We start from the raw sequence: 21,403 nt of genomic DNA, 5'->3' as shown, positions 1-21,403 counted from the left end.
CTTAGCGCGTACCGAAGACCACCATGGTCTTGCCTTTGACGTCCACCAGGTTGCGTTCTTCCAGATCCTTGAGCACGCGACCGACCATCTCACGTGAACAACCGACAATTCGGCCGATTTCCTGGCGGGTCACTTTTATCTGCATGCCGTCCGGGTGGGTCATGGCATCCGGCTGTTTGCACAACTCCAGCAGGCAGCGGGCGACGCGGCCAGTGACGTCGAAGAAGGCCAGGTCACCGACCTTGCGCGTGGTATTGCGCAGACGCTGTGCGATTTGTCCGCTGAGCACGTAAAGAATGTCTGGATCTTGCTGGGACAGCTCGCGGAATTTTGCGTAGCTGATTTCCGCCACTTCACACTCGATCTTCGCGCGCACCCAGGCGCTGCGCTCCTGTTCCAGGCCAGCCTGTTCGAACAGACCCAACTCACCGAAAAAGTCCCCGGAGTTCAGGTAGGCGATGATCATTTCGCGGCCGTCGTCATCCTCGATCAGGATCGTGACGGAGCCTTTGATGATGAAGAACAGCGTTTCCGAGCGATCACCGGCACAAATGATGTTGCTCTTGGCCGCATAACGACGGCGCTGGCAATGCATCAACAGCTTGTCGAGGTTCTTGATTTTGGGGGTTGGGGCAATAGCAACCATGGTTGTATCCCGAAAAGACTTCACGGTGTGTTTGGTTTTTTTATGAGTCGCAGACGACGGTTGCGGCAAAGGCTGGCCAAGCGCCAGCGAATTGGCGCCAGCTTAACAGACACTTCCTGCAATATTCGAGCATTTACCTACGGCTCGGAAGGTTATGTCCTATAAATGCCGGGCACTGTCAATCCGGGGCCCTGTGCTAAGCTGGCGACCCTTTTTTATGCAGTGGAGTCTGGCGATGAAGGCACGCATCCAATGGGCTGGCGAAGCCATGTTCCTCGGTGAATCCGGCAGCGGTCACGTCGTGGTCATGGACGGTCCGCCCGATGCAGGCGGTCGCAACCTGGGTGTCCGGCCGATGGAAATGCTCCTGCTGGGTGTCGGCGGTTGCAGCAATTTCGACGTGGTCAGCATCCTCAAGAAGTCCCGTCAGGCCGTCGAAAGCTGTGAAGCCTTCCTCGAAGCCGAGCGTTCAACCGAAGATCCGAAAGTCTTCACCAAGATCCACATGCACTTCGTGGTCAAGGGTCGCGGGCTGAAAGAGGCCCAGGTCAAACGCGCTATCGAACTGTCCGCCGAGAAGTATTGCTCGGCGTCGATCATGCTTGGCGCGGCGGGCGTAGCGATTACCCACGACTACGAGATCATCGAACTCGGTTGAATCGACATTCAACTATCATAAAAGCAGTGCAGACTCTGGCGATCCCAAGCTGACGTCTGCATAATGCGCCACTTTTTTCAGGGTCGTGGCCCGTCATCGACAGGCTGCGCACCCGAACAGACAACCAAAATCGCCATCGCGAAGAGGTGTTAACCGTCCTACGCAGGTGCGTTGATCGCATCTGACGGGCATGCTTGATCACGCGGCCCGGGCCGCAATACATAGAGAGTTTTTAACGGTGAAAAGCAAACTCAAGCTCCACGGGTTCAATAACCTGACAAAGACCTTGAGCTTCAACATCTATGACATCTGCTATGCGGAAACCCCGCAAGACCAACAGGCTTACGTTGAGTACATCAATGAAGAGTACAACGCGAAGCGCCTGACGCAGATCCTCACAGAAGTTGTCGATATCATTGGTGCCAACATCCTGAACATCGCCAGTCAGGACTACGATCCACAGGGTGCCAGCGTCACGATTCTGATCTCTGAAGAGCCGGTGACCCCGACCGACAGCCAGATCGAAGAATCCCCGGGTCCGTTGCCCGAGATTATCCTGGCCCACCTCGACAAGAGCCACATCACGGTGCATACCTACCCGGAAATCCATCCGGACGACGGCATTGCGACATTCCGTGTGGACATCGACGTGTCGACATGTGGCGTCATTTCACCGCTTAAGGCGCTCAACTTCCTGATTCACCAGTTCGATTCGGACATCGTGACCGTGGATTATCGCGTGCGCGGTTTCACCCGTGACGTCGAAGGCAATAAGCACTTCATCGATCACGAAATCAACTCGATCCAGAACTACCTCTCCGACGACACCCGCGACGCGTACCAGATGACCGACGTGAACGTGTACCAGGAAAACCTGTTCCACACCAAAATGCTGTTGAAGAACTTCGAACTGGATAACTACCTGTTCGGAGACGCGACCAACAACCTGTCCCCTGAGCAGCGTGCTCAAGTGACCGATCGTGTGAAACACGAAATGCTCGAAATCTTCTATGCGCGCAACATGCCGACCTAAGATTTTCAGGTACAAAAAAGGCGACTACCTCACGGTAGTCGCCTTTTTCATGTCTGTCGCAAACTCCTTGTAGGAGCGAGGCTTGCCCGCGAAGAACGATAACGCGGTGTTTCGGTGAAACCTTGTAGCGGCCTCCGCGGGCAAGTCGGGTCGCCGCATCGCACGCTCCTACGAAAAGCCCCTTGAATCAGATCCGATAAGTACTCTTGGTCATCACTTTAGCCATCAAACTCATCCCGAACTTCACCGGTGCCGGAAAACGAAAGCCTCCAGCCTCCAGCGCGCTTTCAGCATGGTGCTCTTCATCAACCCGCATCTGCTCCAGAATCGCCCGGGATTTTTCGTCTTCCGCCGGCAATTGTTCAAGGTGCTCGTTCAAGTGTTTGCACACCTGATGCTCGGTGGCGGCCACGAAACCCAGGCTGACCTTGTCGCTGATCAATCCGGCCACCGCACCAATTCCGAACGACATGCCGTAGAACAGCGGGTTGAGAATGCTGGTGTGGCTGCCCAGTTGTTTGATGCGTTGCTCGCACCAGACCAGGTGATCAATTTCTTCTTCGGCAGCATGTTCCATGGCGGCACGCACGTGCGGCAGCTTGGCGGTCAGGGCCTGACCCTGATACAGCGCCTGGGCACAGACTTCACCGGTATGGTTGATGCGCATCAAGCCGGCAACGTGGCGGGTGTCTTCGTCACTCATTTGCGCATCCGGCTGCACGATGGCGGGCGACGGACGGTACGGCTGGCCACTGAAGGGCAGCAACGTACGCATCGCGGCATCGGCTTGCAGCAGAAGACGGTCAATCGGCGAGTAGTGACGCTGGTTAGTCATGCTGACCTCCGGGAAGAATCTCGGCGGCCAGTTTAACCCAATCGGCCGGGGAAGGTTTGCGCTGGGTCATTTCCAGTGGGAGCACCAGCAAACCTGTAGGAGCGAGCGGTGCGGCGATCCGACTTGCCCGCAATTGGTGCGACGCAGTCATCCAAATCGACCGCGTTATCGTTCTTCGCGGGCAAGCCTCGCTCCTACAAAGGGCAGGGTCTGTGGATCAGCCCGGCGGCCAGTGCATCTGGCGCTGACCCAGCACATGCATATGAATGTGATAGACAGTCTGCCCACCTTCTTCATTGCAGTTCATGACAACGCGGAAGCCTTTTTCGCAGCCCAGTTCCAGGGCGAGGCGCTGGGCAGTGAACAGAATATGCCCGGCCAATGCCTTATCGTCCTCGGTGAGGTCGTTAAGGGTGCGCACCGCTTTTTTCGGAATGACCAGAAAATGCACCGGTGCCTGTGGGGCGATGTCGTGGAAGGCCAGTACCTGGTCGTCCTCGTAAATGATCTTGGCCGGGATTTCCCGGTTGATGATCTTGGTGAACAGAGTATCCACAGCTGTTTTCTCCGTTGTTTGGGCTGGCCTGAGTGTACTCATGGGTTACCCTCGAGCCCAGCCATTTACTTTCAGGTCTGGTCAGCGCGGGCAGTAGGCCTTGTTGACCATGCCAGCGATTGTCCGGATCAACCAGCGAGAGCCGAGCCGCGGCAGAAGGGCGCGCCAGCGGTTCCCTCGACCCGGAATGATGATCGCGCGATTTTTCTCCATGGCCCGCACGGTATACAGCGCCACTTCTTCGGGACTCATCAGCATTTTGCTGTCGGCCAGTTTGCCGGTGTTCAATTGCGCGGTGCGGAAGAACCCCGTACGTGTCGGGCCGGGGCAAAGCACCGAGACCTTGACCGCACATTTTTTCAGCTCGACGCGCAACCCTTCGGAAAAGTGCAGCACGTAGGCTTTGCTGGCGTAATACGTGCTCATCCACGGCCCGGGGTGGAATGCCGCCATTGAAGCGACGTTCAGAATCTGCCCGCCCCCCTGCAAGGCCATGCTGTTTCCGATGGCATGGCACAAACGGGTGAGTGCCAGGATGTTCACTTCGATCAGGTCCTGCTCGGTCATCCAGTCCTGGGCCAGAAATGGCCCGCAGGTGCCGATGCCGGCGCAGTTGATCAGCAAATCGATTTGCCGGTCACCTTCTTCCAGTTCCAGCAGGAACCCGGACAGTCGTAACGGCTCACCAAGGTCGCAGGCGCGGAACAAGACTTCCACGCCAAACCGTTGGGTCAGTTCAATTGCAATACTTTCCAGCTGATCACGTTGACGGGCCACCAGAATCAGGCTGCGGCCACGGCGGGCCAGCGCTTCGGCCATCGCCAGGCCGATGCCGCTGGAAGCACCAGTGATCAGAGCGTAACGGGTCATGCAGTTCTCCATCGCAACAGCTCCGCGCCGGCGACGCGGGTGTCACGGGCGGGGAGCGCTGTTCATACTTTCGCAGAGTCTACAGGGGCGGGGGCTTATTCGGCTTCATCGTCTGCAGAGTCGGGTGCTTGCTCGGCCTCTGCGGCCGGCTCGACTTCAACTTCTTCGGTAGTCACCGAGCTACTGTCAAAGCTGGTTTCGGCCGCGGTTTCATACTCTTCCTGGATCGCCGTAAGACCTCCTGCCAGTGCGCCAATCAAGACGATGGCAATCAACACGACCCACAGCGAAGACAGCACTTTGACCGCTGTGGTGTTAGGTGGAGGTGGTGCGCCATATTGATTGGCGATGTTGGTGCCCGGAGCGATCATGATCACAAACGGGAAGAAGCTGCCCACGAACGGGACCAGGTTCAGCAGCCAGAGCCAGCCGGACCAGCCGATGTCATGCAGACGCTGAACGCTGATCTGAATGCTCACGACCGCCATGGCAATGAACAGGATGAATGCCACCAAGCCCCCGAGAATCAGGCCAGTGGTCGAATCGGCGCTGATGATGGCGAAGGCGAAAATGGCCAATAGCGAACCGACGGCCAGCGTGACCAGCGTCAGGGACATCGTCCAGGCCAGATAACGCAAACGACCGATGCGGCCTTCGACGCTGAATGGCTTGAGTGGAGCGTACGCGGGCAAGCTTTCGCCGACAGTGGCCCGGGGCGGTGCGTAAGGGGATGCGGGGTCGGCGAATACCGGTTGGCTGCTGGCGGGCGCGTGTTCGCGGGCGTCGGCCAGGTTCAGCTCTATGGATGATTCACTTTCGATGCGAGCATCGATGCCGGTTTTGTTCAGCGCCTGAAGGTAAGTTTGCGCGTCAACTTGCGACAGGTCTTGTTTGAGCGTAACCGTCTTGCCAGTGAACAGTCGCTCGACAGCCGCGACCTCACTTTTGTACAGCGCGGCCAGATTCTGTCTGGCGGTGGTGACGTCAACGCCTGGCAGCAGAGCGCCGTCGAACACGATCTTGAAACGGTTGTCGCTCATTGCGAGGCATCCTTGTCGCGAGTTTTTGAATGAGGAAATGTTACGGGCATGGAGTGTAAGGCCAGCCGGAGCGGGCTGGCCAAACTTTCATCTCAGCGCGGCCAGCGTTTAGGCAGCTGTGCCGCCAGTTCCAGTGCCTTGCGGTACTCCGCGTCCAGCCGTGCGACCAATTGATCGACGCTCGGCAAATCATCGATTTCCCCGACACCCTGGCCCGCGGACCATACGGTTTTCCAGGCTTTGGCTTCATCGCTGATGGGTTTGAGTTTGGAGCCGAAGTCGACCTCGCCTTTGCCTTGCAGTGCCGCCATGTCAAAACCGGCAGCCTCCAGGCTTTGACGCATGAAACTCGCCGGTACACCCGAGACCGCCGGAGTATGGACGATGTCCGCGGCTCTGGAATTCAGCAACATCTCTTTGTAGGCGTCAGGCGCATGACTTTCAGTGGTGCCGATAAATCGCGTACCGAAGTAGGCCAGATCCGCGCCAAGCAATTGCGCCGCAAGAACCTCGTGGCCGTGGTTCAGGCAGCCCGCCAATAGCAGGGTCTTGTCGAAAAACTGTCGAATCTCGGCAATCAGCGAGAACGGGCTCCAGGTCCCGGCGTGTCCACCGGCGCCTGCTGCCACGGCGATCAAACCGTCCACACCGGCTTCGGCGGCTTTCTCGGCATGTCGACGCGTTGTCACGTCATGGAACACCAGGCCGCCATAGCTGTGGACGGCGTCGACCAGTTCTTTCACGGCGCCGAGGCTGGTGATCACGATCGGCACTTTATGCTCGACGCAGATAGCAAGGTCCGCTTGCAGTCGCGGGTTGCTGTTGTGGACGATCAGGTTCACCACGTAAGGCGCCGGGTTCTCCAGTGTCGCCAACCCTGCTTCGATCTCTTCCAGCCAGGCCTTGAAGCCACTGCTCTCGCGCTGGTTCAGCGCGGGGAAACTGCCCACCACGCCGTTACGGCAGCAGGCGAGCACCAATTGCGGATTGGAAATCAGGAACATCGGCGCAGCCACCACGGGCAGGCGCAAACGTTGTTCGAGCAAAGCGGGCAGCGACATTGGAAGTACCCCGGTGAGTTGTGCCTATTGGAGTTAGAACGGCCGAACGACGACCAGAATTACGATAGCCAGCAATATCAGAACCGGCACTTCATTGAACCAGCGATAAAAGACATGGCTGCGGGTGTTTTCGCCACGGGCAAAACGTTTTACCTGTGCGCCGCACATGTGGTGGTAGCCAATCAGGATCACCACCAGCGTCAACTTGGCATGAATCCAGGCACCTTGACTGAAAATGCTTGGGTTAAGCCAGATCAGCGCGATACCGAAAATCAGGGTGGCGATCATCGCCGGGCCCATGATGCCGCGGTACAGCTTTCGCTCCATGATGCTGAAGCGTTCCTTGCTGACGGTGTCTTCGCTTTGGGCGTGATAAACGAACAGGCGCGGCAGGTAAAACAGGCCGGCAAACCAGCAGACCATGCTGATGATATGAAGCGCTTTGAGCCACAGATAAAGCATTTTTAGTTATTCCCAGGTTCACGGTAGCCCGAATAGTAGAGGCTTGAGCCGCCGCACGTCACCTTGACAGTTGTCGCAGGGCTGCGCGGCCCCTATTATCGACGGCTTTCCAGTGGGTTCGTTGAGGGCAGGTTTATGGTCAAGGTCGGTATCGTCGGCGGTACGGGTTACACCGGTGTCGAATTGCTGCGTCTGTTGGCACAGCATCCGCAAGCTGAAGTGGTAGTGATCACTTCCCGATCCGAGGCCGGACTTGCCGTGGCTGATATGTACCCGAACCTGCGAGGCCACTACGACGGCCTGGCTTTCAGCGTTCCGGACATCAAGACGCTGGGTGCGTGTGATGTGGTGTTCTTCGCCACGCCTCACGGTGTTGCTCATGCGCTGGCTGGCGAACTGCTGGCAGCCGGGACCAAGGTCATCGATCTGTCGGCGGACTTCCGTCTGCAAGACCCTGTCGAGTGGGCCAAGTGGTACGGCCAGCCGCACGGTGCGCCGGAACTGCTGGAAGAAGCGGTCTACGGTTTGCCGGAAGTCAATCGCGAGAAAATCAAGGAAGCTCGCCTGATCGCCGTCCCGGGTTGCTATCCAACGGCGACGCAGTTGGGTTTCCTGCCGTTGCTCGAAGCGGGCCTGGCCGATACCAGCCGTTTGATCGCTGACTGCAAATCCGGTGTCAGCGGTGCGGGCCGTGGCGCCTCTGTGGGTTCGCTGTACTCCGAGACGTCGGAAAGCATGAAAGCCTACTCCGTCAAAGGTCACCGTCACTTGCCGGAAATCCGCCAGGGCCTGCGTCGTGCAGCGGGCAAGGACGTCGGCCTGACCTTCGTTCCACACCTGACGCCTATGATTCGCGGCATTCACTCGACGTTGTACGCGACCGTCGTCGATCGCTCGGTGGATCTGCAAGCGCTGTTTGAAAAGCGTTACGCCAACGAACCGTTCGTCGACGTAATGCCGGCCGGCAGCCATCCGGAAACCCGCAGCGTGCGCGGTGCCAACGTTTGCCGTATTGCCGTGCATCGTCCGCAGGACGGTGATCTGGTAGTGGTGTTGTCGGTGATCGATAACCTGGTCAAAGGTGCGTCGGGTCAGGCGGTGCAGAACCTGAACATCCTGTTTGGTCTGGATGAACGTCTGGGCCTGTCCCACGCCGGTATGCTGCCGTAGGGCTTTATCCTGGTCAGCAAAAAGGCCCGTCTGACGGGCCTTTTTGCGTTTTGCGCCGGCAATCGGGTTTATTGATATACCGTAACAATAGTTGACCGATTTTCTAGGAGAAGCGGATAATGCGCGTCATCACGCATTATGGCGGCGTAACGCCGGGAGATAGTCAGCATGAGCGTCGAATCCTTCACCCCCACCGCTTTGCAATTCACCCACGGTGCCGCGCACAAGGTGAAGAGCCTGGTCGATGAAGAGGGGAATGATCGCTTGAAGCTGCGCGTATTCGTTACGGGTGGCGGTTGTTCAGGTTTTCAGTACGGCTTCACCTTCGATGAAGAAGTGGCCGATGACGACACCATCGTCGAGCGCGAAGGTGTGAGTCTGGTCGTAGATCCGATGAGCTTCCAGTACCTGGCCGGTGCCGAGGTGGATTATCAGGAAGGTCTGGAAGGTTCGCGTTTCGTGATCAAGAACCCGAACGCCAGCACCACGTGTGGCTGCGGCTCTTCGTTCTCGATCTGATCGCGCTTCACCGCATTATCAAGCGCCGCATGGCTTCAGGGCTTTGCGGCGTTTTGCTGTGTGGAGTTTATGCCGGGTAGATGGCGCCGAGTACGCGCAGGCCGCGGGCACCGGTGACGCTTGGGCGATTGGCAGCGATGCCTTCCAGGCAGCAATGGGCCAGCCAGGCGAAGGCCATGGCTTCGACCCAGTCCGGGTCCACGCCGTAAGCGGCGGTGCTGCTGACGGTCGCGTTTGGCAACAGGCTGGCCAAGCGCTTCATCAGTGTGGCGTTGTGCGCGCCACCACCGCAGATCAGCAATTCCTGAGTGTCCGATTGGGCGTGCTGCAGTGACTCGACGATGGTCAGTGCGGTCAGCTCAAGCAGAGTTGCTTGCACGTCTTCAGTCGCGAAGGGTGGCAGTTTCGCTAAATGTTGTGTCAGCCATGACAGGTTGAACACTTCGCGGCCGGTGCTTTTCGGGCCTTTGGTTACGAAGAACGGATCACTCAGCAATTCATTCAGCAGAACCGGTTCAACCTTGCCGCTGGCAGCCCATTGGCCGTCACGGTCAAAGTTGTCGCCGCGCTGCTGATGAATCCAGGCATCCAGCAGGACGTTCCCCGGGCCGCAGTCGAAACCGGCGACAGGCTTGCCGGGCTCGATCAGGCTGAGGTTGCTGAATCCGCCAACATTCAATACCGCGCGATTGCCGACACGTTTTTCAAACAAGGCTTCGTGGAAGGCTGGAACCAGAGGTGCGCCTTGCCCGCCAGCGGCAACATCACGGCTGCGGAAGTCGCTGACCACGGTGATTCCGGTCAACTCGGTCAGCAGCGCAGGGTTGCCGATTTGCACCGTGAAGCCGCGTGCCGGTTCATGGCGAATGGTCTGGCCGTGGCTGCCAATCGCGCGAATGTCTTCGGGCTTCAGGTTGTGCTGGTGGAGGAGGGTGTTAATGCCCTGCGCTGCCAGTTTCACCCAGTTTTGCTGGGCGATGGCGGAACGGGCTATCTCGTCCGGGCCGCTGGCGCACAAGCCAAGCAGCTCGGCGCGCAGGGAATCAGGCATCGGGGTGTAGTGCGTGGCGATCAGGTTGATCGCCGGAGTCAGCTCGATCAGCGCGATGTCCAGGCCATCGAGGCTGGTCCCGGACATCACACCTATATAGAGCGTCATGATTTAGCGCTTCGAAGCCAGCATGGTGGCTTTCTCTTGGTCCATGCGCGCCATTAACGGCTGGCTCTGCGCGAGGAAGCGTGCGCGTTCCGCTTTGGAGATGGGGTCAGCCATCGCAACCTTCTGGCCCAGTGGGTCGACGTGCACGCCATTGACCTGGAACTCGTAGTGCAAGTGCGGGCCGGTGGAGAGGCCGGTAGTACCGATGTAGCCGATCACTTGGCCTTGTTTGACGGTGCCGCCTGTCTGCACGCCTTTGGCAAAGCCTTGCATGTGGCCGTACAGCGTACGGTAGGTATTGCCATGCTGAATGATCACGGTATTGCCGTAGCCGCCGCGGCGACCTGCCAGCAACACCTTGCCGTCACCGGCCGCTTTGATCGGCGTGCCGCGTGGTGCTGCGTAATCCACGCCTTTGTGGGCGCGGATCTTGTTCAGGATCGGGTGCTTGCGGCCCATGGAGAACTTCGAACTGATGCGGGCGAAGTCGACCGGAGTGCGGATAAACGCCTTGCGCATGCTGTTGCCATCAGCGGTGTAGTAGCTGCTGTTGCCTTGCTTGTTGGTGTAACGCACGGCGGTGTAGGTCTTGCCGCGGCTGGTGAAGCGTGCGGAAAGGATCGGACCGTTGCCGATAGCCTTGCCGTTGACGACTTTCTGCTCATAGATCACATCAAACTCGTCACCCTGGCGAATATCCTGGGCGAAGTCGACGTCATAGCCAAACACACTGGCCATGTCCATGGTCAGGCTGTGGGACAGGCCGGCACGCGCGGCAGACTGCGACAGCGAGCTGTTGATCACGCCATGAGCGTAGGCAGAACGCACGGTAGGCTTGGCGGTAATGCGGTTGAACGTATAGCCCTTGTCACTCTTGGTCAGCGTGATGCTTTCGAGGTCGCTCACCTTGCTGTGCAAGTTGGTCAGCTGGCCGTCGGGGGTCAGTTCGAATTCGAGTTTCTGGCCGTGTTTGAGTTGGCTGAATTGCTTGGCCTGCTTATCGCTGGCCAGTACTTCATGCACGGAAGTGGCTGGAAGGCCGACTTTCTCAAACAGCGTGGAGAGAGTATCGCCTTTGGAAACGATCACTTCCTTATGGCCTGGTGCCTTCTTTTCTTCGACGACAGGTGCCGGCGCTGGTGCAGCCTGGGCTGTTTTCTGAGGTTCTTCCGCACTGTTTTCGATCTGCGCGAAAGGGGAGGCTGCCGGCTCATTTGTGGCTTGAACGGCTTCGGCAGCGTCTTGATCTTGTGTCAGTTGTTCAGCAGGGCTTTCCAGTTCAAGACTCAGGGTCGTCTTTTTGGCTTCTACATCACTGGAAGGGAATACCAGAAGCGCCAAGCTCAGAAGAGCGGCGATACCACTTGCTGCGAGCAGGTGGGTCTTCGGGTAAAGCGGTGGCGCTTTAGACGATTCTTTGGTCATAGGTAATTTTTGACTTTGAAAAAAGATGAATTGGAAAAGATGAATGACATGATGAAGATGAAATAACTGTATAAAATATAACCAAATCATCTCTGAAGCAAGTCCGTGGTCACTCTGCCAGCGGATTGGCGTCATTGCGCCGGCCAAACTTTGTATTTGACGCGTGATCTTGTATGGTTGGTTCCCTTTGAATTCGAGCCTTGCGGGTCTGTTATGAAGTCGGTTGAAGAGCAGCTAGCGCTGATAAAACGTGGTGCGGAAGAACTGTTGGTCGAGTCCGAGCTGATCGAAAAGCTCAAGCGTGGCCAGCCGCTACGTATTAAGGCAGGCTTCGATCCGACTGCGCCGGATTTGCACCTGGGTCATACCGTGCTTATTAATAAGCTGCGCCAGTTCCAGGAGCTGGGTCATCAGGTCATCTTCCTTATAGGTGACTTCACCGGGATGATCGGTGATCCGAGCGGCAAAAGCGCGACACGTCCTCCGCTCACTCGCGAGCAGGTTCTCGAGAATGCCGAGACCTACAAGACTCAAGTCTTCAAGATTCTTGATCCGGCCAAGACCGAAGTGGCGTTCAACTCCACTTGGATGGATCAGATGGGGCCGGCGGACTTCATTCGTCTGACTTCGCAGTACACCGTGGCTCGCATGCTTGAGCGCGACGACTTCGACAAGCGCTACACCACCAACCAGCCAATCGCTATTCACGAGTTTCTCTATCCGTTGGTTCAAGGGTATGACTCGGTCGCTTTGCGCGCGGATGTCGAGTTGGGCGGTACCGATCAGAAGTTCAACCTGCTGATGGGACGTGAGCTGCAGCGCAGTTATGGTCAAGAGGCTCAATGCATCCTGACTATGCCGCTGCTCGAAGGTCTGGATGGCGTGAAGAAGATGTCCAAGTCCTTGGGCAACTACGTCGGTATCCAGGAGGCGCCGGGTGTCATGTACGGCAAGCTGGTCTCTATTCCGGATGCGCTGATGTGGCGCTACTTTGAGTTGCTCAGTTTCCGCTCCATGGATGAGATCAATGCATTCCGTGCCGATGTCGAGGCGGGTGCCAACCCGCGTGATATCAAGATCAAGCTGGCCGAAGAGATCGTTGCACGTTTCCATGGTGAAGAGGCTGCGGCCAATGCTCACCGTGCGGCGGGCAACCGTATGAAGGAAGGCGAGCTGCCGGACGATCTGCCAGAGATCGAATTGACCGCGACTGAAGACATGCCGATCGCTGCCGTCCTTAATAAGGCGGGCCTGGTCAAGAACTCGGCCGTCGCTCGAGACCTGCTGGGTTCCGGTGGTGTGCGTATAGATGGTGAGGTTGTCGATCGCACCTTTATATACGTACTGGGCGCGACCCATGTTTGCCAGGCGGGAAAGAAGGCATTTGCGCGTATTTCGCTCAAATCCGAGTAAAGCTGAAATTAGGGGTTGACGGCAGATTCTGGAAGTCTATAATTCGCCCCACTTCCGGCGCAGTCGAAACGGAAAACTCCTTGGTAAACAAAGAGTTACGCAGTTTTCGACAGCGAGTTGCTTCAGATCATCGGAGCGCAGAAGGAGTTGATCAAGCAGGTGGGTTTGGCTTGATTGACGGTTCGATCTTCTCGGTCGAAAGCGGAGAAAAAGAGGTGTTGACAGCAGCGAGTAACGCTGTAGAATTCGCCTCCCGCTAACGAGAGATCGGAAGCGCAAGTGGTTGAAGTTGCAAGGAAACTTTGAAAACTTCTGAAAATAACCGCTTGACAGCAACAGAGGCTGCTGTAGAATGCGCGCCTCGGTTGAGACGAAAGATCTTAACCAACCGCTCTTTAACAACTGAATCAAGCAATTCGTGTGGGTGCTTGTGGAGTCAGACTGATAGTCAACAAGATTATCAGCATCACAAGTTACTCCGCGAGAAATCAAAGATGTAACCAACGATTGCTGAGCCAAGTTTAGGGTTTCTTAAAAACCCAAAGATGTTTGAACTGAAGAGTTTGATCATGGCTCAGATTGAACGCTGGCGGCAGGCCTAACACATGCAAGTCGAGCGGCAGCACGGGTACTTGTACCTGGTGGCGAGCGGCGGACGGGTGAGTAATGCCTAGGAATCTGCCTGGTAGTGGGGGATAACGCTCGGAAACGGACGCTAATACCGCATACGTCCTACGGGAGAAAGCAGGGGACCTTCGGGCCTTGCGCTATCAGATGAGCCTAGGTCGGATTAGCTAGTTGGTGAGGTAATGGCTCACCAAGGCGACGATCCGTAACTGGTCTGAGAGGATGATCAGTCACACTGGAACTGAGACACGGTCCAGACTCCTACGGGAGGCAGCAGTGGGGAATATTGGACAATGGGCGAAAGCCTGATCCAGCCATGCCGCGTGTGTGAAGAAGGTCTTCGGATTGTAAAGCACTTTAAGTTGGGAGGAAGGGCATTAACCTAATACGTTAGTGTTTTGACGTTACCGACAGAATAAGCACCGGCTAACTCTGTGCCAGCAGCCGCGGTAATACAGAGGGTGCAAGCGTTAATCGGAATTACTGGGCGTAAAGCGCGCGTAGGTGGTTTGTTAAGTTGGATGTGAAATCCCCGGGCTCAACCTGGGAACTGCATTCAAAACTGACAAGCTAGAGTATGGTAGAGGGTGGTGGAATTTCCTGTGTAGCGGTGAAATGCGTAGATATAGGAAGGAACACCAGTGGCGAAGGCGACCACCTGGACTGATACTGACACTGAGGTGCGAAAGCGTGGGGAGCAAACAGGATTAGATACCCTGGTAGTCCACGCCGTAAACGATGTCAACTAGCCGTTGGGAGCCTTGAGCTCTTAGTGGCGCAGCTAACGCATTAAGTTGACCGCCTGGGGAGTACGGCCGCAAGGTTAAAACTCAAATGAATTGACGGGGGCCCGCACAAGCGGTGGAGCATGTGGTTTAATTCGAAGCAACGCGAAGAACCTTACCAGGCCTTGACATCCAATGAACTTTCCAGAGATGGATTGGTGCCTTCGGGAACATTGAGACAGGTGCTGCATGGCTGTCGTCAGCTCGTGTCGTGAGATGTTGGGTTAAGTCCCGTAACGAGCGCAACCCTTGTCCTTAGTTACCAGCACGTAATGGTGGGCACTCTAAGGAGACTGCCGGTGACAAACCGGAGGAAGGTGGGGATGACGTCAAGTCATCATGGCCCTTACGGCCTGGGCTACACACGTGCTACAATGGTCGGTACAGAGGGTTGCCAAGCCGCGAGGTGGAGCTAATCCCAGAAAACCGATCGTAGTCCGGATCGCAGTCTGCAACTCGACTGCGTGAAGTCGGAATCGCTAGTAATCGCGAATCAGAATGTCGCGGTGAATACGTTCCCGGGCCTTGTACACACCGCCCGTCACACCATGGGAGTGGGTTGCACCAGAAGTAGCTAGTCTAACCTTCGGGAGGACGGTTACCACGGTGTGATTCATGACTGGGGTGAAGTCGTAACAAGGTAGCCGTAGGGGAACCTGCGGCTGGATCACCTCCTTAATCGACGACATCAGCTGCTCCATAAGTTCCCACACGAATTGCTTGATTCATTGAAGAAGACGATAGAAGCAGCTTTAAGCTCCAAGCTGATAGCTCACAGCTAACAGTTACGCGCTCGAAATTGGGTCTGTAGCTCAGTTGGTTAGAGCGCACCCCTGATAAGGGTGAGGTCGGCAGTTCGAATCTGCCCAGACCCACCAATTTTGTATGGGGCCATAGCTCAGCTGGGAGAGCGCCTGCCTTGCACGCAGGAGGTCAACGGTTCGATCCCGTTTGGCTCCACCATTAACTGCTTCTGCTGTTAGAGTTTAGAAATGAATATTCTGAAGTGAATATTGATTTCTAGTCTTTGATTAGATCGTTCTTTAAAAATTTGGGTATGTGATAGAAAGATAGACTGAACGTTACTTTCACTGGTAACGGATCAGGCTAAGGTAAAATTTGTGAGTTGCTCTTAATTGAGTATTATCGAATTTTCGGCGAATGTCGTCTTCACAGTATAACCAGATTGCTTGGGGTTATATGGTCAAGTGAAGAAGCGCATACGGTGGATGCCTTGGCAGTCAGAGGCGATGAAAGACGTGGTAGCCTGCGAAAAGCTTCGGGGAGTCGGCAAACAGACTTTGATCCGGAGATGTCTGAATGGGGGAACCCAGCCATCATAAGATGGTTATCTTAAGCTGAATACATAGGCTTAAGAGGCGAACCAGGGGAACTGAAACATCTAAGTACCCTGAGGAAAAGAAATCAACCGAGATTCCCTTAGTAGTGGCGAGCGAACGGGGACTAGCCCTTAAGTGGCTTTGAGATTAGCGGAACGCTCTGGAAAGTGCGGCCATAGTGGGTGATAGCCCTGTACGCGAAAATCTCTTAGTCATGAAATCGAGTAGGACGGAGCACGAGAAACTTTGTCTGAATATGGGGGGACCATCCTCCAAGGCTAAATACTACTGACTGACCGATAGTGAACTAGTACCGTGAGGGAAAGGCGAAAAGAACCCCGGAGAGGGGAGTGAAATAGATCCTGAAACCGTATGCGTACAAGCAGTGGGAGCCCACTTTGTTGGGTGACTGCGTACCTTTTGTATAATGGGTCAGCGACTTATTTTCAGTGGCGAGCTTAACCGAATAGGGGAGGCGTAGCGAAAGCGAGTCTTAATAGGGCGTCTAGTCGCTGGGAATAGACCCGAAACCGGGCGATCTATCCATGGGCAGGTTGAAGGTTGGGTAACACTAACTGGAGGACCGAACCGACTACCGTTGAAAAGTTAGCGGATGACCTGTGGATCGGAGTGAAAGGCTAATCAAGCTCGGAGATAGCTGGTTCTCCTCGAAAGCTATTTAGGTAGCGCCTCATGTATCACTGTAGGGGGTAGAGCACTGTTTCGGCTAGGGGGTCATCCCGACTTACCAAACCGATGCAAACTCCGAATACCTACAAGTGCCGAGCATGGGAGACACACGGCGGGTGCTAACGTCCGTCGTGAAAAGGGAAACAACCCAGACCGTCAGCTAAGGTCCCAAAGTTATGGTTAAGTGGGAAACGATGTGGGAAGGCTTAGACAGCTAGGAGGTTGGCTTAGAAGCAGCCACCCTTTAAAGAAAGCGTAATAGCTCACTAGTCGAGTCGGCCTGCGCGGAAGATGTAACGGGGCTCAAACCATACACCGAAGCTACGGGTATCACTTAGGTGATGCGGTAGAGGAGCGTTCTGTAAGCCTGTGAAGGTGAGTTGAGAAGCTTGCTGGAGGTATCAGAAGTGCGAATGCTGACATGAGTAACGACAATGGGTGTGAAAAACACCCACGCCGAAAGACCAAGGTTTCCTGCGCAACGTTAATCGACGCAGGGTTAGTCGGTCCCTAAGGCGAGGCTGAAAAGCGTAGTCGATGGAAAACAGGTTAATATTCCTGTACTTCTGGTTATTGCGATGGAGGGACGGAGAAGGCTAGGCCAGCTTGGCGTTGGTTGTCCAAGTTTAAGGTGGTAGGCTGGAATCTTAGGTAAATCCGGGATTCTAAGGCCGAGAGCTGATGACGAGTGTTCTTTTAGAACACGAAGTGGTTGATGCCATGCTTCCAAGAAAAGCTTCTAAGCTTCAGGTAACCAGGAACCGTACCCCAAACCGACACAGGTGGTTGGGTAGAGAATACCAAGGCGCTTGAGAGAACTCGGGTGAAGGAACTAGGCAAAATGGCACCGTAACTTCGGGAGAAGGTGCGCCGGTGAGGGTGAAGCATTTACTGCGTAAGCCCATGCCGGTCGAAGATACCAGGCCGCTGCGACTGTTTATTAAAAACACAGCACTCTGCAAACACGAAAGTGGACGTATAGGGTGTGACGCCTGCCCGGTGCCGGAAGGTTAATTGATGGGGTTAGCTAACGCGAAGCTCTTGATCGAAGCCCCGGTAAACGGCGGCCGTAACTATAACGGTCCTAAGGTAGCGAAATTCCTTGTCGGGTAAGTTCCGACCTGCACGAATGGCGTAACGATGGCGGCGCTGTCTCCACCCGAGACTCAGTGAAATTGAAATCGCTGTGAAGATGCAGTGTATCCGCGGCTAGACGGAAAGACCCCGTGAACCTTTACTATAGCTTTGCACTGGACTTTGAATTTGCTTGTGTAGGATAGGTGGGAGGCTTTGAAGCGTGGACGCCAGTTCGCGTGGAGCCAACCTTGAAATACCACCCTGGCAACTTTGAGGTTCTAACTCAGGTCCGTTATCCGGATCGAGGACAGTGTATGGTGGGTAGTTTGACTGGGGCGGTCTCCTCCTAAAGAGTAACGGAGGAGTACGAAGGTGCGCTCAGACCGGTCGGAAATCGGTCGTAGAGTATAAAGGCAAAAGCGCGCTTGACTGCGAGACAGACACGTCGAGCAGGTACGAAAGTAGGTCTTAGTGATCCGGTGGTTCTGTATGGAAGGGCCATCGCTCAACGGATAAAAGGTACTCCGGGGATAACAGGCTGATACCGCCCAAGAGTTCATATCGACGGCGGTGTTTGGCACCTCGATGTCGGCTCATCACATCCTGGGGCTGAAGCCGGTCCCAAGGGTATGGCTGTTCGCCATTTAAAGTGGTACGCGAGCTGGGTTTAGAACGTCGTGAGACAGTTCGGTCCCTATCTGCCGTGGACGTTTGAGATTTGAGAGGGGCTGCTCCTAGTACGAGAGGACCGGAGTGGACGAACCTCTGGTGTTCCGGTTGTCACGCCAGTGGCATTGCCGGGTAGCTATGTTCGGAATAGATAACCGCTGAAAGCATCTAAGCGGGAAACTAGCCTCAAGATGAGATCTCACTGGGACCTTGAGTCCCCTGAAGGGCCGTCGAAGACTACGACGTTGATAGGTTGGGTGTGTAAGCGCTGTGAGGCGTTGAGCTAACCAATACTAATTGCCCGTGAGGCTTGACCATATAACACCCAAGCAATTTGAGCGTAAAAGCCAGATTGCGGTGTGTGAAGACGAAACGAACCGAAAGTTCGAGATACTCACAAAACACCAAACTATCGCATACCCATTCGCTGGAGCGTGAACCTGAAAAGGCCCACGACCTGGCTACCGAATTTCTTGACGACCATAGAGCATTGGAACCACCTGATCCCATCCCGAACTCAGCAGTGAAACGATGCATCGCCGATGGTAGTGTGGGGTTTCCCCATGTGAGAGTAGGTCATCGTCAAGATTAAATTCCGAAACCCCAATTGCGTAAGCAGTTGGGGTTTTGTTTTGTCCGCAGGAAAGTGCTGGCTCTCGGGTTTTCTATGCAACAGCTCGGGGCATGGCTATCATGCGGGCCTCATTGTGAGGCGAGACTTGCATGCTGACGTTGTTAAAGCTTCTTAAGGATGGCAAGTTCCATTCGGGTCAGGCCCTGGGTGTCGCCTTGGGTATTAGTCGTAGCGCGGTATGGAAGCAGCTTCAGCATTTAGAGGCTGAGCTAGGCTTGTCCATCCACAAGGTGCGCGGTCGCGGCTATCAAATGGCTGCGCCATTGACGCTGCTTGATTCTTCCGACATAAAATCGCAGGCATCCTCATGTGACTGGCCTATTCTGGTCTTCGACTCCATTGACTCCACTAACGCTGAAGCCTTGCGCGCAATCGAGCGTGGCCAGGCTGCGCCATTTTTGGTGCTCTCCGAGCGGCAGACTGCGGGGCGCGGCCGACGTGGCCGTAATTGGGCCAGCCCTTTCGCGGAAAACATCTATTACAGCCTCGTATTGCGTATCGAAGGTGGAATGCGTCAGCTCGAGGGCTTGAGCCTTGTGGTTGGGCTTGCTGTCATGCAGGCTTTGCGAGATCTCGGTATTCCGGGCGCGGGCTTGAAGTGGCCCAACGATGTTTTGGTTGGCCAGAAAAAAATTGCCGGAATATTGCTCGAGTTGGTGGGAGATCCTGCTGATGTGTGTCACGTAGTGCTGGGCGTTGGAATTAATGTGAACATGCAGGCGACCGATGAGATTGATCAGCAATGGACATCCATGCGGCTGGAGTCGGGCAGGGTGTTTGATCGCAATCACCTCGTCGCGCAATTAGGGTTAATGCTTCAGAAGTATCTGGCTCGTCATCAGATCGATGGGTTTTCCGCCATACAGCGGGAATGGGAGCAGAACCATCTTTGGCAAGGGCGGGCAGTCTCGTTGATTGCTGGCGTTAACCAGATAGATGGCGAAGTATTGGGTATCGACAGTCAAGGTGCCTTGCGCTTGAAGGTAGATGGTGTGGAAAAAGTCTTTAGTGGTGGTGAGCTCAGCCTGAGGTTGCGTGATGATTCTTGAGCTCGACTGCGGAAACAGTTTCATAAAGTGGCGTGTTCTCCATGCTGATGCCGGGCAGGTGTTTGGTGAGGGCGTGGTGGATTCGGATCTCGCATTGCTGGAAAGCCTGAATGGACTTGAAGGGCTGGTCCTCAAGCAGTGCCGGCTGGTCAGTGTCAGAACGACCGAAGAGACTGGCGGGTTGACTTCTCTGCTGGCGCAAGCATTCTCTGTGTCCGCGATATGCGCTGCACCGGCGTGCGAAATGGCTGGCGTTCGAAATGGGTACGAGGAGTTCGAGCGGTTAGGGCTTGATCGCTGGCTTGCGATGCTCGGTGGATTTCACCTGGCCGCAGGAGCGTGCCTGGTACTCGATTTCGGAACTGCAGTGACTGCTGATTTCATTGCGGAGGATGGAGAGCATCTTGGTGGGTTTATTTGTCCAGGAATGCCTTTAATGCGCAATCAGTTGCGAACCCATACCCGCAAGATTCGCTACGGCGATATTGCTGCCGAGCGCGCCCTGGAAAGCCTCGTGCCTGGCCGAACAACTGTTGAAGCGGTTGAACGGGGATGTTCGCTTATGTTGAGGGGCTTCGTTCTGACTCAACTGGAAATGGCGCGTAGTTATTGGGGGGAGGATTTTGCTGTATTCCTCACGGGAGGTGATGCGGCGCTCGTCTCTGAAATCGTGCCTGATGCCAGGCTTGTTCCGGACCTGGTATTTGTAGGTCTGGCGATGGCATGTCCTTTGTCTTGAGGTTTTTATGCGTTGGTTGTTCCTGCTGCTGCTTGTTCTCAATGTCTTCTATTACATCTGGCATCAACAAGAAGCTCCGCTGCGTGCCAAAGACGTCACGCCATTGAGTTTGTATCGAGGATCGCAGCAGGATATCCGCTTGCTGAGCGAGGCGACTGATACGGCTCGTGAGAAAGGAAAGTCGGCGTCGGCGGACAGTGGGTGCCTTTATCTGGGTGGATTTACTCGTCAGGAGATCGCACTGGCAGCTGAGCGGCGATTGGGCGGGATGGATATCAAATTTCAGTCTTTGCCAAAAGACTCCTCTGATTCTGCTGGTTACTGGGTCCGCGTAGCGCCCGAAAGCCGGCGTTTAGTGGATGATCTTCAGCTGCTAAACCTTTCTAGAGAATTCAATGAGTTAAAACATAAAATAATGCCGTGCGAGGGGGTTGCGCCTGCGGAATAGTTTGCATAGAATGGCGCCCGCTTCGCAGTGAAGACTTTTAAAGGTCAACGGTGCAAAGCGGTGTCAACGCAGCTAACCTCAGGTTTTTAATGAGAAAATGCTTGACAGAAGGTCGGCATGATATAGAATGCCGGCTCGCTTAGGAGGGGTTCCCGAGCGGCCAAAGGGATCAGACTGTAAATCTGACGTCTACGACTTCGAAGGTTCGAATCCTTCCCCCTCCACCATTTTTAGCGAGAGCTGCAAGCTCCGCGGGTATAGTTTAGTGGTAGAACCTCAGCCTTCCAAGCTGATGATGCGGGTTCGATTCCCGCTACCCGCTCCAAGTTTGCAGGTCCTGCAAGGCGTTACGCTCTTGTAGCTCAGTTGGTAGAGCACACCCTTGGTAAGGGTGAGGTCAGCGGTTCAAATCCGCTCAAGAGCTCCATATAACAAGGCAGATATGAAAATATCTGCCTTTGTTTTAATGGCTGGTATTACTGCTTAATTCTTCTGCTG

At 55.3% G+C, this 21,403-nt stretch carries 18 protein-coding genes, 5 tRNA genes and 3 rRNA genes; 16 read left to right on the top strand and 10 right to left on the bottom strand.

All coding sequences use genetic code 11. From position 1 onward, the window contains the following. Position 1 precedes the first annotated feature (1 nt). On the bottom strand, positions 2 to 646 hold the full coding sequence (gene crp, locus ACYZTM_RS12320; RefSeq protein WP_008027103.1) for a cAMP-activated global transcriptional regulator CRP: 645 nt from the start codon (positions 644 to 646) through the stop codon (positions 2 to 4). A 235-nt stretch (positions 647 to 881) separates the two neighbouring features. Here crp and ACYZTM_RS12315 point away from each other — a divergent pair, with 235 nt between their 5' ends. Then, on the top strand, positions 882 to 1,304 hold the full coding sequence (locus ACYZTM_RS12315) for an OsmC family protein (protein WP_461988841.1): 423 nt from the start codon (positions 882 to 884) through the stop codon (positions 1,302 to 1,304). A gap of 238 nt (positions 1,305 to 1,542) precedes the next feature. Next, positions 1,543 to 2,337: an adenosylmethionine decarboxylase gene (speD, locus tag ACYZTM_RS12310; RefSeq protein ID WP_131061017.1), complete on the top strand. Its 795-nt coding sequence runs from the start codon at positions 1,543 to 1,545 to the stop codon at positions 2,335 to 2,337. Positions 2,338 to 2,524: 187 nt separating this feature from the next. Here the strand turns inward: speD and coq7 are convergent, their stop codons facing one another. The 7 genes from coq7 to hemJ all read right to left on the bottom strand — a co-directional run bounded on the left by coq7 (position 2,525) and on the right by hemJ (position 7,161). Then, the gene (coq7, locus tag ACYZTM_RS12305; protein ID WP_461988840.1) at positions 2,525 to 3,172 is read right to left on the bottom strand and encodes a 2-polyprenyl-3-methyl-6-methoxy-1,4-benzoquinone monooxygenase; all 648 of its coding nucleotides are present in this window, start codon (positions 3,170 to 3,172) and stop codon (positions 2,525 to 2,527) included. Further along, positions 3,165 to 3,323, bottom strand: a complete 159-nt coding sequence (locus tag ACYZTM_RS12300; RefSeq protein WP_461988839.1) for a hypothetical protein — start codon at positions 3,321 to 3,323, stop codon at positions 3,165 to 3,167. The genes coq7 and ACYZTM_RS12300 overlap by 8 nt, the downstream gene beginning before the upstream one ends. Before the next feature lie 66 nt (positions 3,324 to 3,389). Next, positions 3,390 to 3,728: a histidine triad nucleotide-binding protein gene (locus ACYZTM_RS12295; protein ID WP_053162884.1), complete on the bottom strand. Its 339-nt coding sequence runs from the start codon at positions 3,726 to 3,728 to the stop codon at positions 3,390 to 3,392. 81 nt (positions 3,729 to 3,809) lie between these two features. Next, entirely contained in the window at positions 3,810 to 4,598 is a 789-nt protein-coding gene (locus ACYZTM_RS12290; RefSeq protein ID WP_461988838.1) for an SDR family NAD(P)-dependent oxidoreductase, read from the bottom strand. A gap of 95 nt (positions 4,599 to 4,693) precedes the next feature. Beyond that, the gene (locus tag ACYZTM_RS12285; RefSeq protein WP_461988837.1) at positions 4,694 to 5,638 is read right to left on the bottom strand and encodes a DUF805 domain-containing protein; all 945 of its coding nucleotides are present in this window, start codon (positions 5,636 to 5,638) and stop codon (positions 4,694 to 4,696) included. A 92-nt stretch (positions 5,639 to 5,730) separates the two neighbouring features. After that, positions 5,731 to 6,699, bottom strand: a complete 969-nt coding sequence (locus ACYZTM_RS12280) for an NAD(P)H-dependent flavin oxidoreductase (RefSeq protein ID WP_461988836.1) — start codon at positions 6,697 to 6,699, stop codon at positions 5,731 to 5,733. Positions 6,700 to 6,732: 33 nt separating this feature from the next. Then, positions 6,733 to 7,161 carry a protoporphyrinogen oxidase HemJ gene (gene hemJ, locus ACYZTM_RS12275; RefSeq protein ID WP_131061022.1) on the bottom strand — a complete coding sequence of 143 codons (429 nt, stop codon included), beginning with the start codon at positions 7,159 to 7,161 and terminating at the stop codon, positions 6,733 to 6,735. Between the two features lie 135 nt (positions 7,162 to 7,296). Between hemJ and argC the strand changes: the two genes are divergently transcribed. Beyond that, positions 7,297 to 8,331 (top strand): N-acetyl-gamma-glutamyl-phosphate reductase, encoded by a 1,035-nt coding sequence (gene argC / locus ACYZTM_RS12270; protein ID WP_461988835.1) that lies wholly within the window; start codon positions 7,297 to 7,299, stop codon positions 8,329 to 8,331. 168 nt (positions 8,332 to 8,499) lie between these two features. Further along, positions 8,500 to 8,850 (top strand): iron-sulfur cluster insertion protein ErpA, encoded by a 351-nt coding sequence (gene erpA / locus ACYZTM_RS12265; RefSeq protein ID WP_007947969.1) that lies wholly within the window; start codon positions 8,500 to 8,502, stop codon positions 8,848 to 8,850. A 67-nt stretch (positions 8,851 to 8,917) separates the two neighbouring features. On the opposite strand, the gene ACYZTM_RS12260 is transcribed toward erpA, so the two are convergent. Next, positions 8,918 to 10,009 (bottom strand): anhydro-N-acetylmuramic acid kinase, encoded by a 1,092-nt coding sequence (locus ACYZTM_RS12260; RefSeq protein ID WP_131061024.1) that lies wholly within the window; start codon positions 10,007 to 10,009, stop codon positions 8,918 to 8,920. A gap of 3 nt (positions 10,010 to 10,012) precedes the next feature. Next, entirely contained in the window at positions 10,013 to 11,434 is a 1,422-nt protein-coding gene (locus tag ACYZTM_RS12255) for a peptidoglycan DD-metalloendopeptidase family protein (protein ID WP_131061025.1), read from the bottom strand. Positions 11,435 to 11,647: 213 nt separating this feature from the next. Here ACYZTM_RS12255 and tyrS point away from each other — a divergent pair, with 213 nt between their 5' ends. The 12 genes from tyrS to ACYZTM_RS12195 all read left to right on the top strand — a co-directional run bounded on the left by tyrS (position 11,648) and on the right by ACYZTM_RS12195 (position 21,332). Next, positions 11,648 to 12,847, top strand: coding sequence for a tyrosine--tRNA ligase (gene tyrS, locus ACYZTM_RS12250; RefSeq protein ID WP_461988834.1), 1,200 nt, complete (start codon positions 11,648 to 11,650; stop codon positions 12,845 to 12,847). A gap of 551 nt (positions 12,848 to 13,398) precedes the next feature. Further along, positions 13,399 to 14,937, top strand: a 16S ribosomal RNA gene (locus tag ACYZTM_RS12245). Positions 14,938 to 15,060: 123 nt separating this feature from the next. Further along, positions 15,061 to 15,137, top strand: a tRNA-Ile gene (locus ACYZTM_RS12240). A 9-nt stretch (positions 15,138 to 15,146) separates the two neighbouring features. Further along, positions 15,147 to 15,222 (top strand) — tRNA-Ala (locus tag ACYZTM_RS12235). A 239-nt stretch (positions 15,223 to 15,461) separates the two neighbouring features. Beyond that, positions 15,462 to 18,353 (top strand): 23S ribosomal RNA (locus ACYZTM_RS12230). Positions 18,354 to 18,507: 154 nt separating this feature from the next. After that, positions 18,508 to 18,623 (top strand): 5S ribosomal RNA (gene rrf, locus ACYZTM_RS12225). Together the 16S, 23S and 5S rRNA genes with 2 tRNA genes alongside form the textbook arrangement of a ribosomal RNA operon. Before the next feature lie 135 nt (positions 18,624 to 18,758). Continuing rightward, a complete protein-coding gene (gene birA, locus ACYZTM_RS12220) occupies positions 18,759 to 19,718 on the top strand; it encodes a bifunctional biotin--[acetyl-CoA-carboxylase] ligase/biotin operon repressor BirA (protein WP_461988833.1) in 960 nt (319 codons plus the stop codon). After that, complete coding sequence (locus tag ACYZTM_RS12215) at positions 19,708 to 20,457, top strand: pantothenate kinase (RefSeq protein ID WP_461988832.1); 750 nt, start codon at positions 19,708 to 19,710, stop codon at positions 20,455 to 20,457. The genes birA and ACYZTM_RS12215 overlap by 11 nt, the downstream gene beginning before the upstream one ends. A 7-nt stretch (positions 20,458 to 20,464) precedes the next feature. Further along, positions 20,465 to 20,905 (top strand): hypothetical protein, encoded by a 441-nt coding sequence (locus ACYZTM_RS12210; protein WP_461988830.1) that lies wholly within the window; start codon positions 20,465 to 20,467, stop codon positions 20,903 to 20,905. A gap of 142 nt (positions 20,906 to 21,047) precedes the next feature. Continuing rightward, positions 21,048 to 21,132 (top strand) — tRNA-Tyr (locus tag ACYZTM_RS12205). A gap of 24 nt (positions 21,133 to 21,156) precedes the next feature. Continuing rightward, positions 21,157 to 21,230: transfer RNA gene (locus ACYZTM_RS12200), tRNA-Gly, on the top strand. 26 nt (positions 21,231 to 21,256) lie between these two features. Then, positions 21,257 to 21,332: transfer RNA gene (locus tag ACYZTM_RS12195), tRNA-Thr, on the top strand. The last annotated feature ends 71 nt before the right edge of the window (positions 21,333 to 21,403 follow it).

The sequence above is a fragment of the Pseudomonas sp. MDT2-39-1 genome (assembly GCF_054898085.1).
The sequence above is the reverse complement of the archived record's forward strand: the minus strand, read 5'-3'. Positions and strand labels throughout refer to the sequence as shown.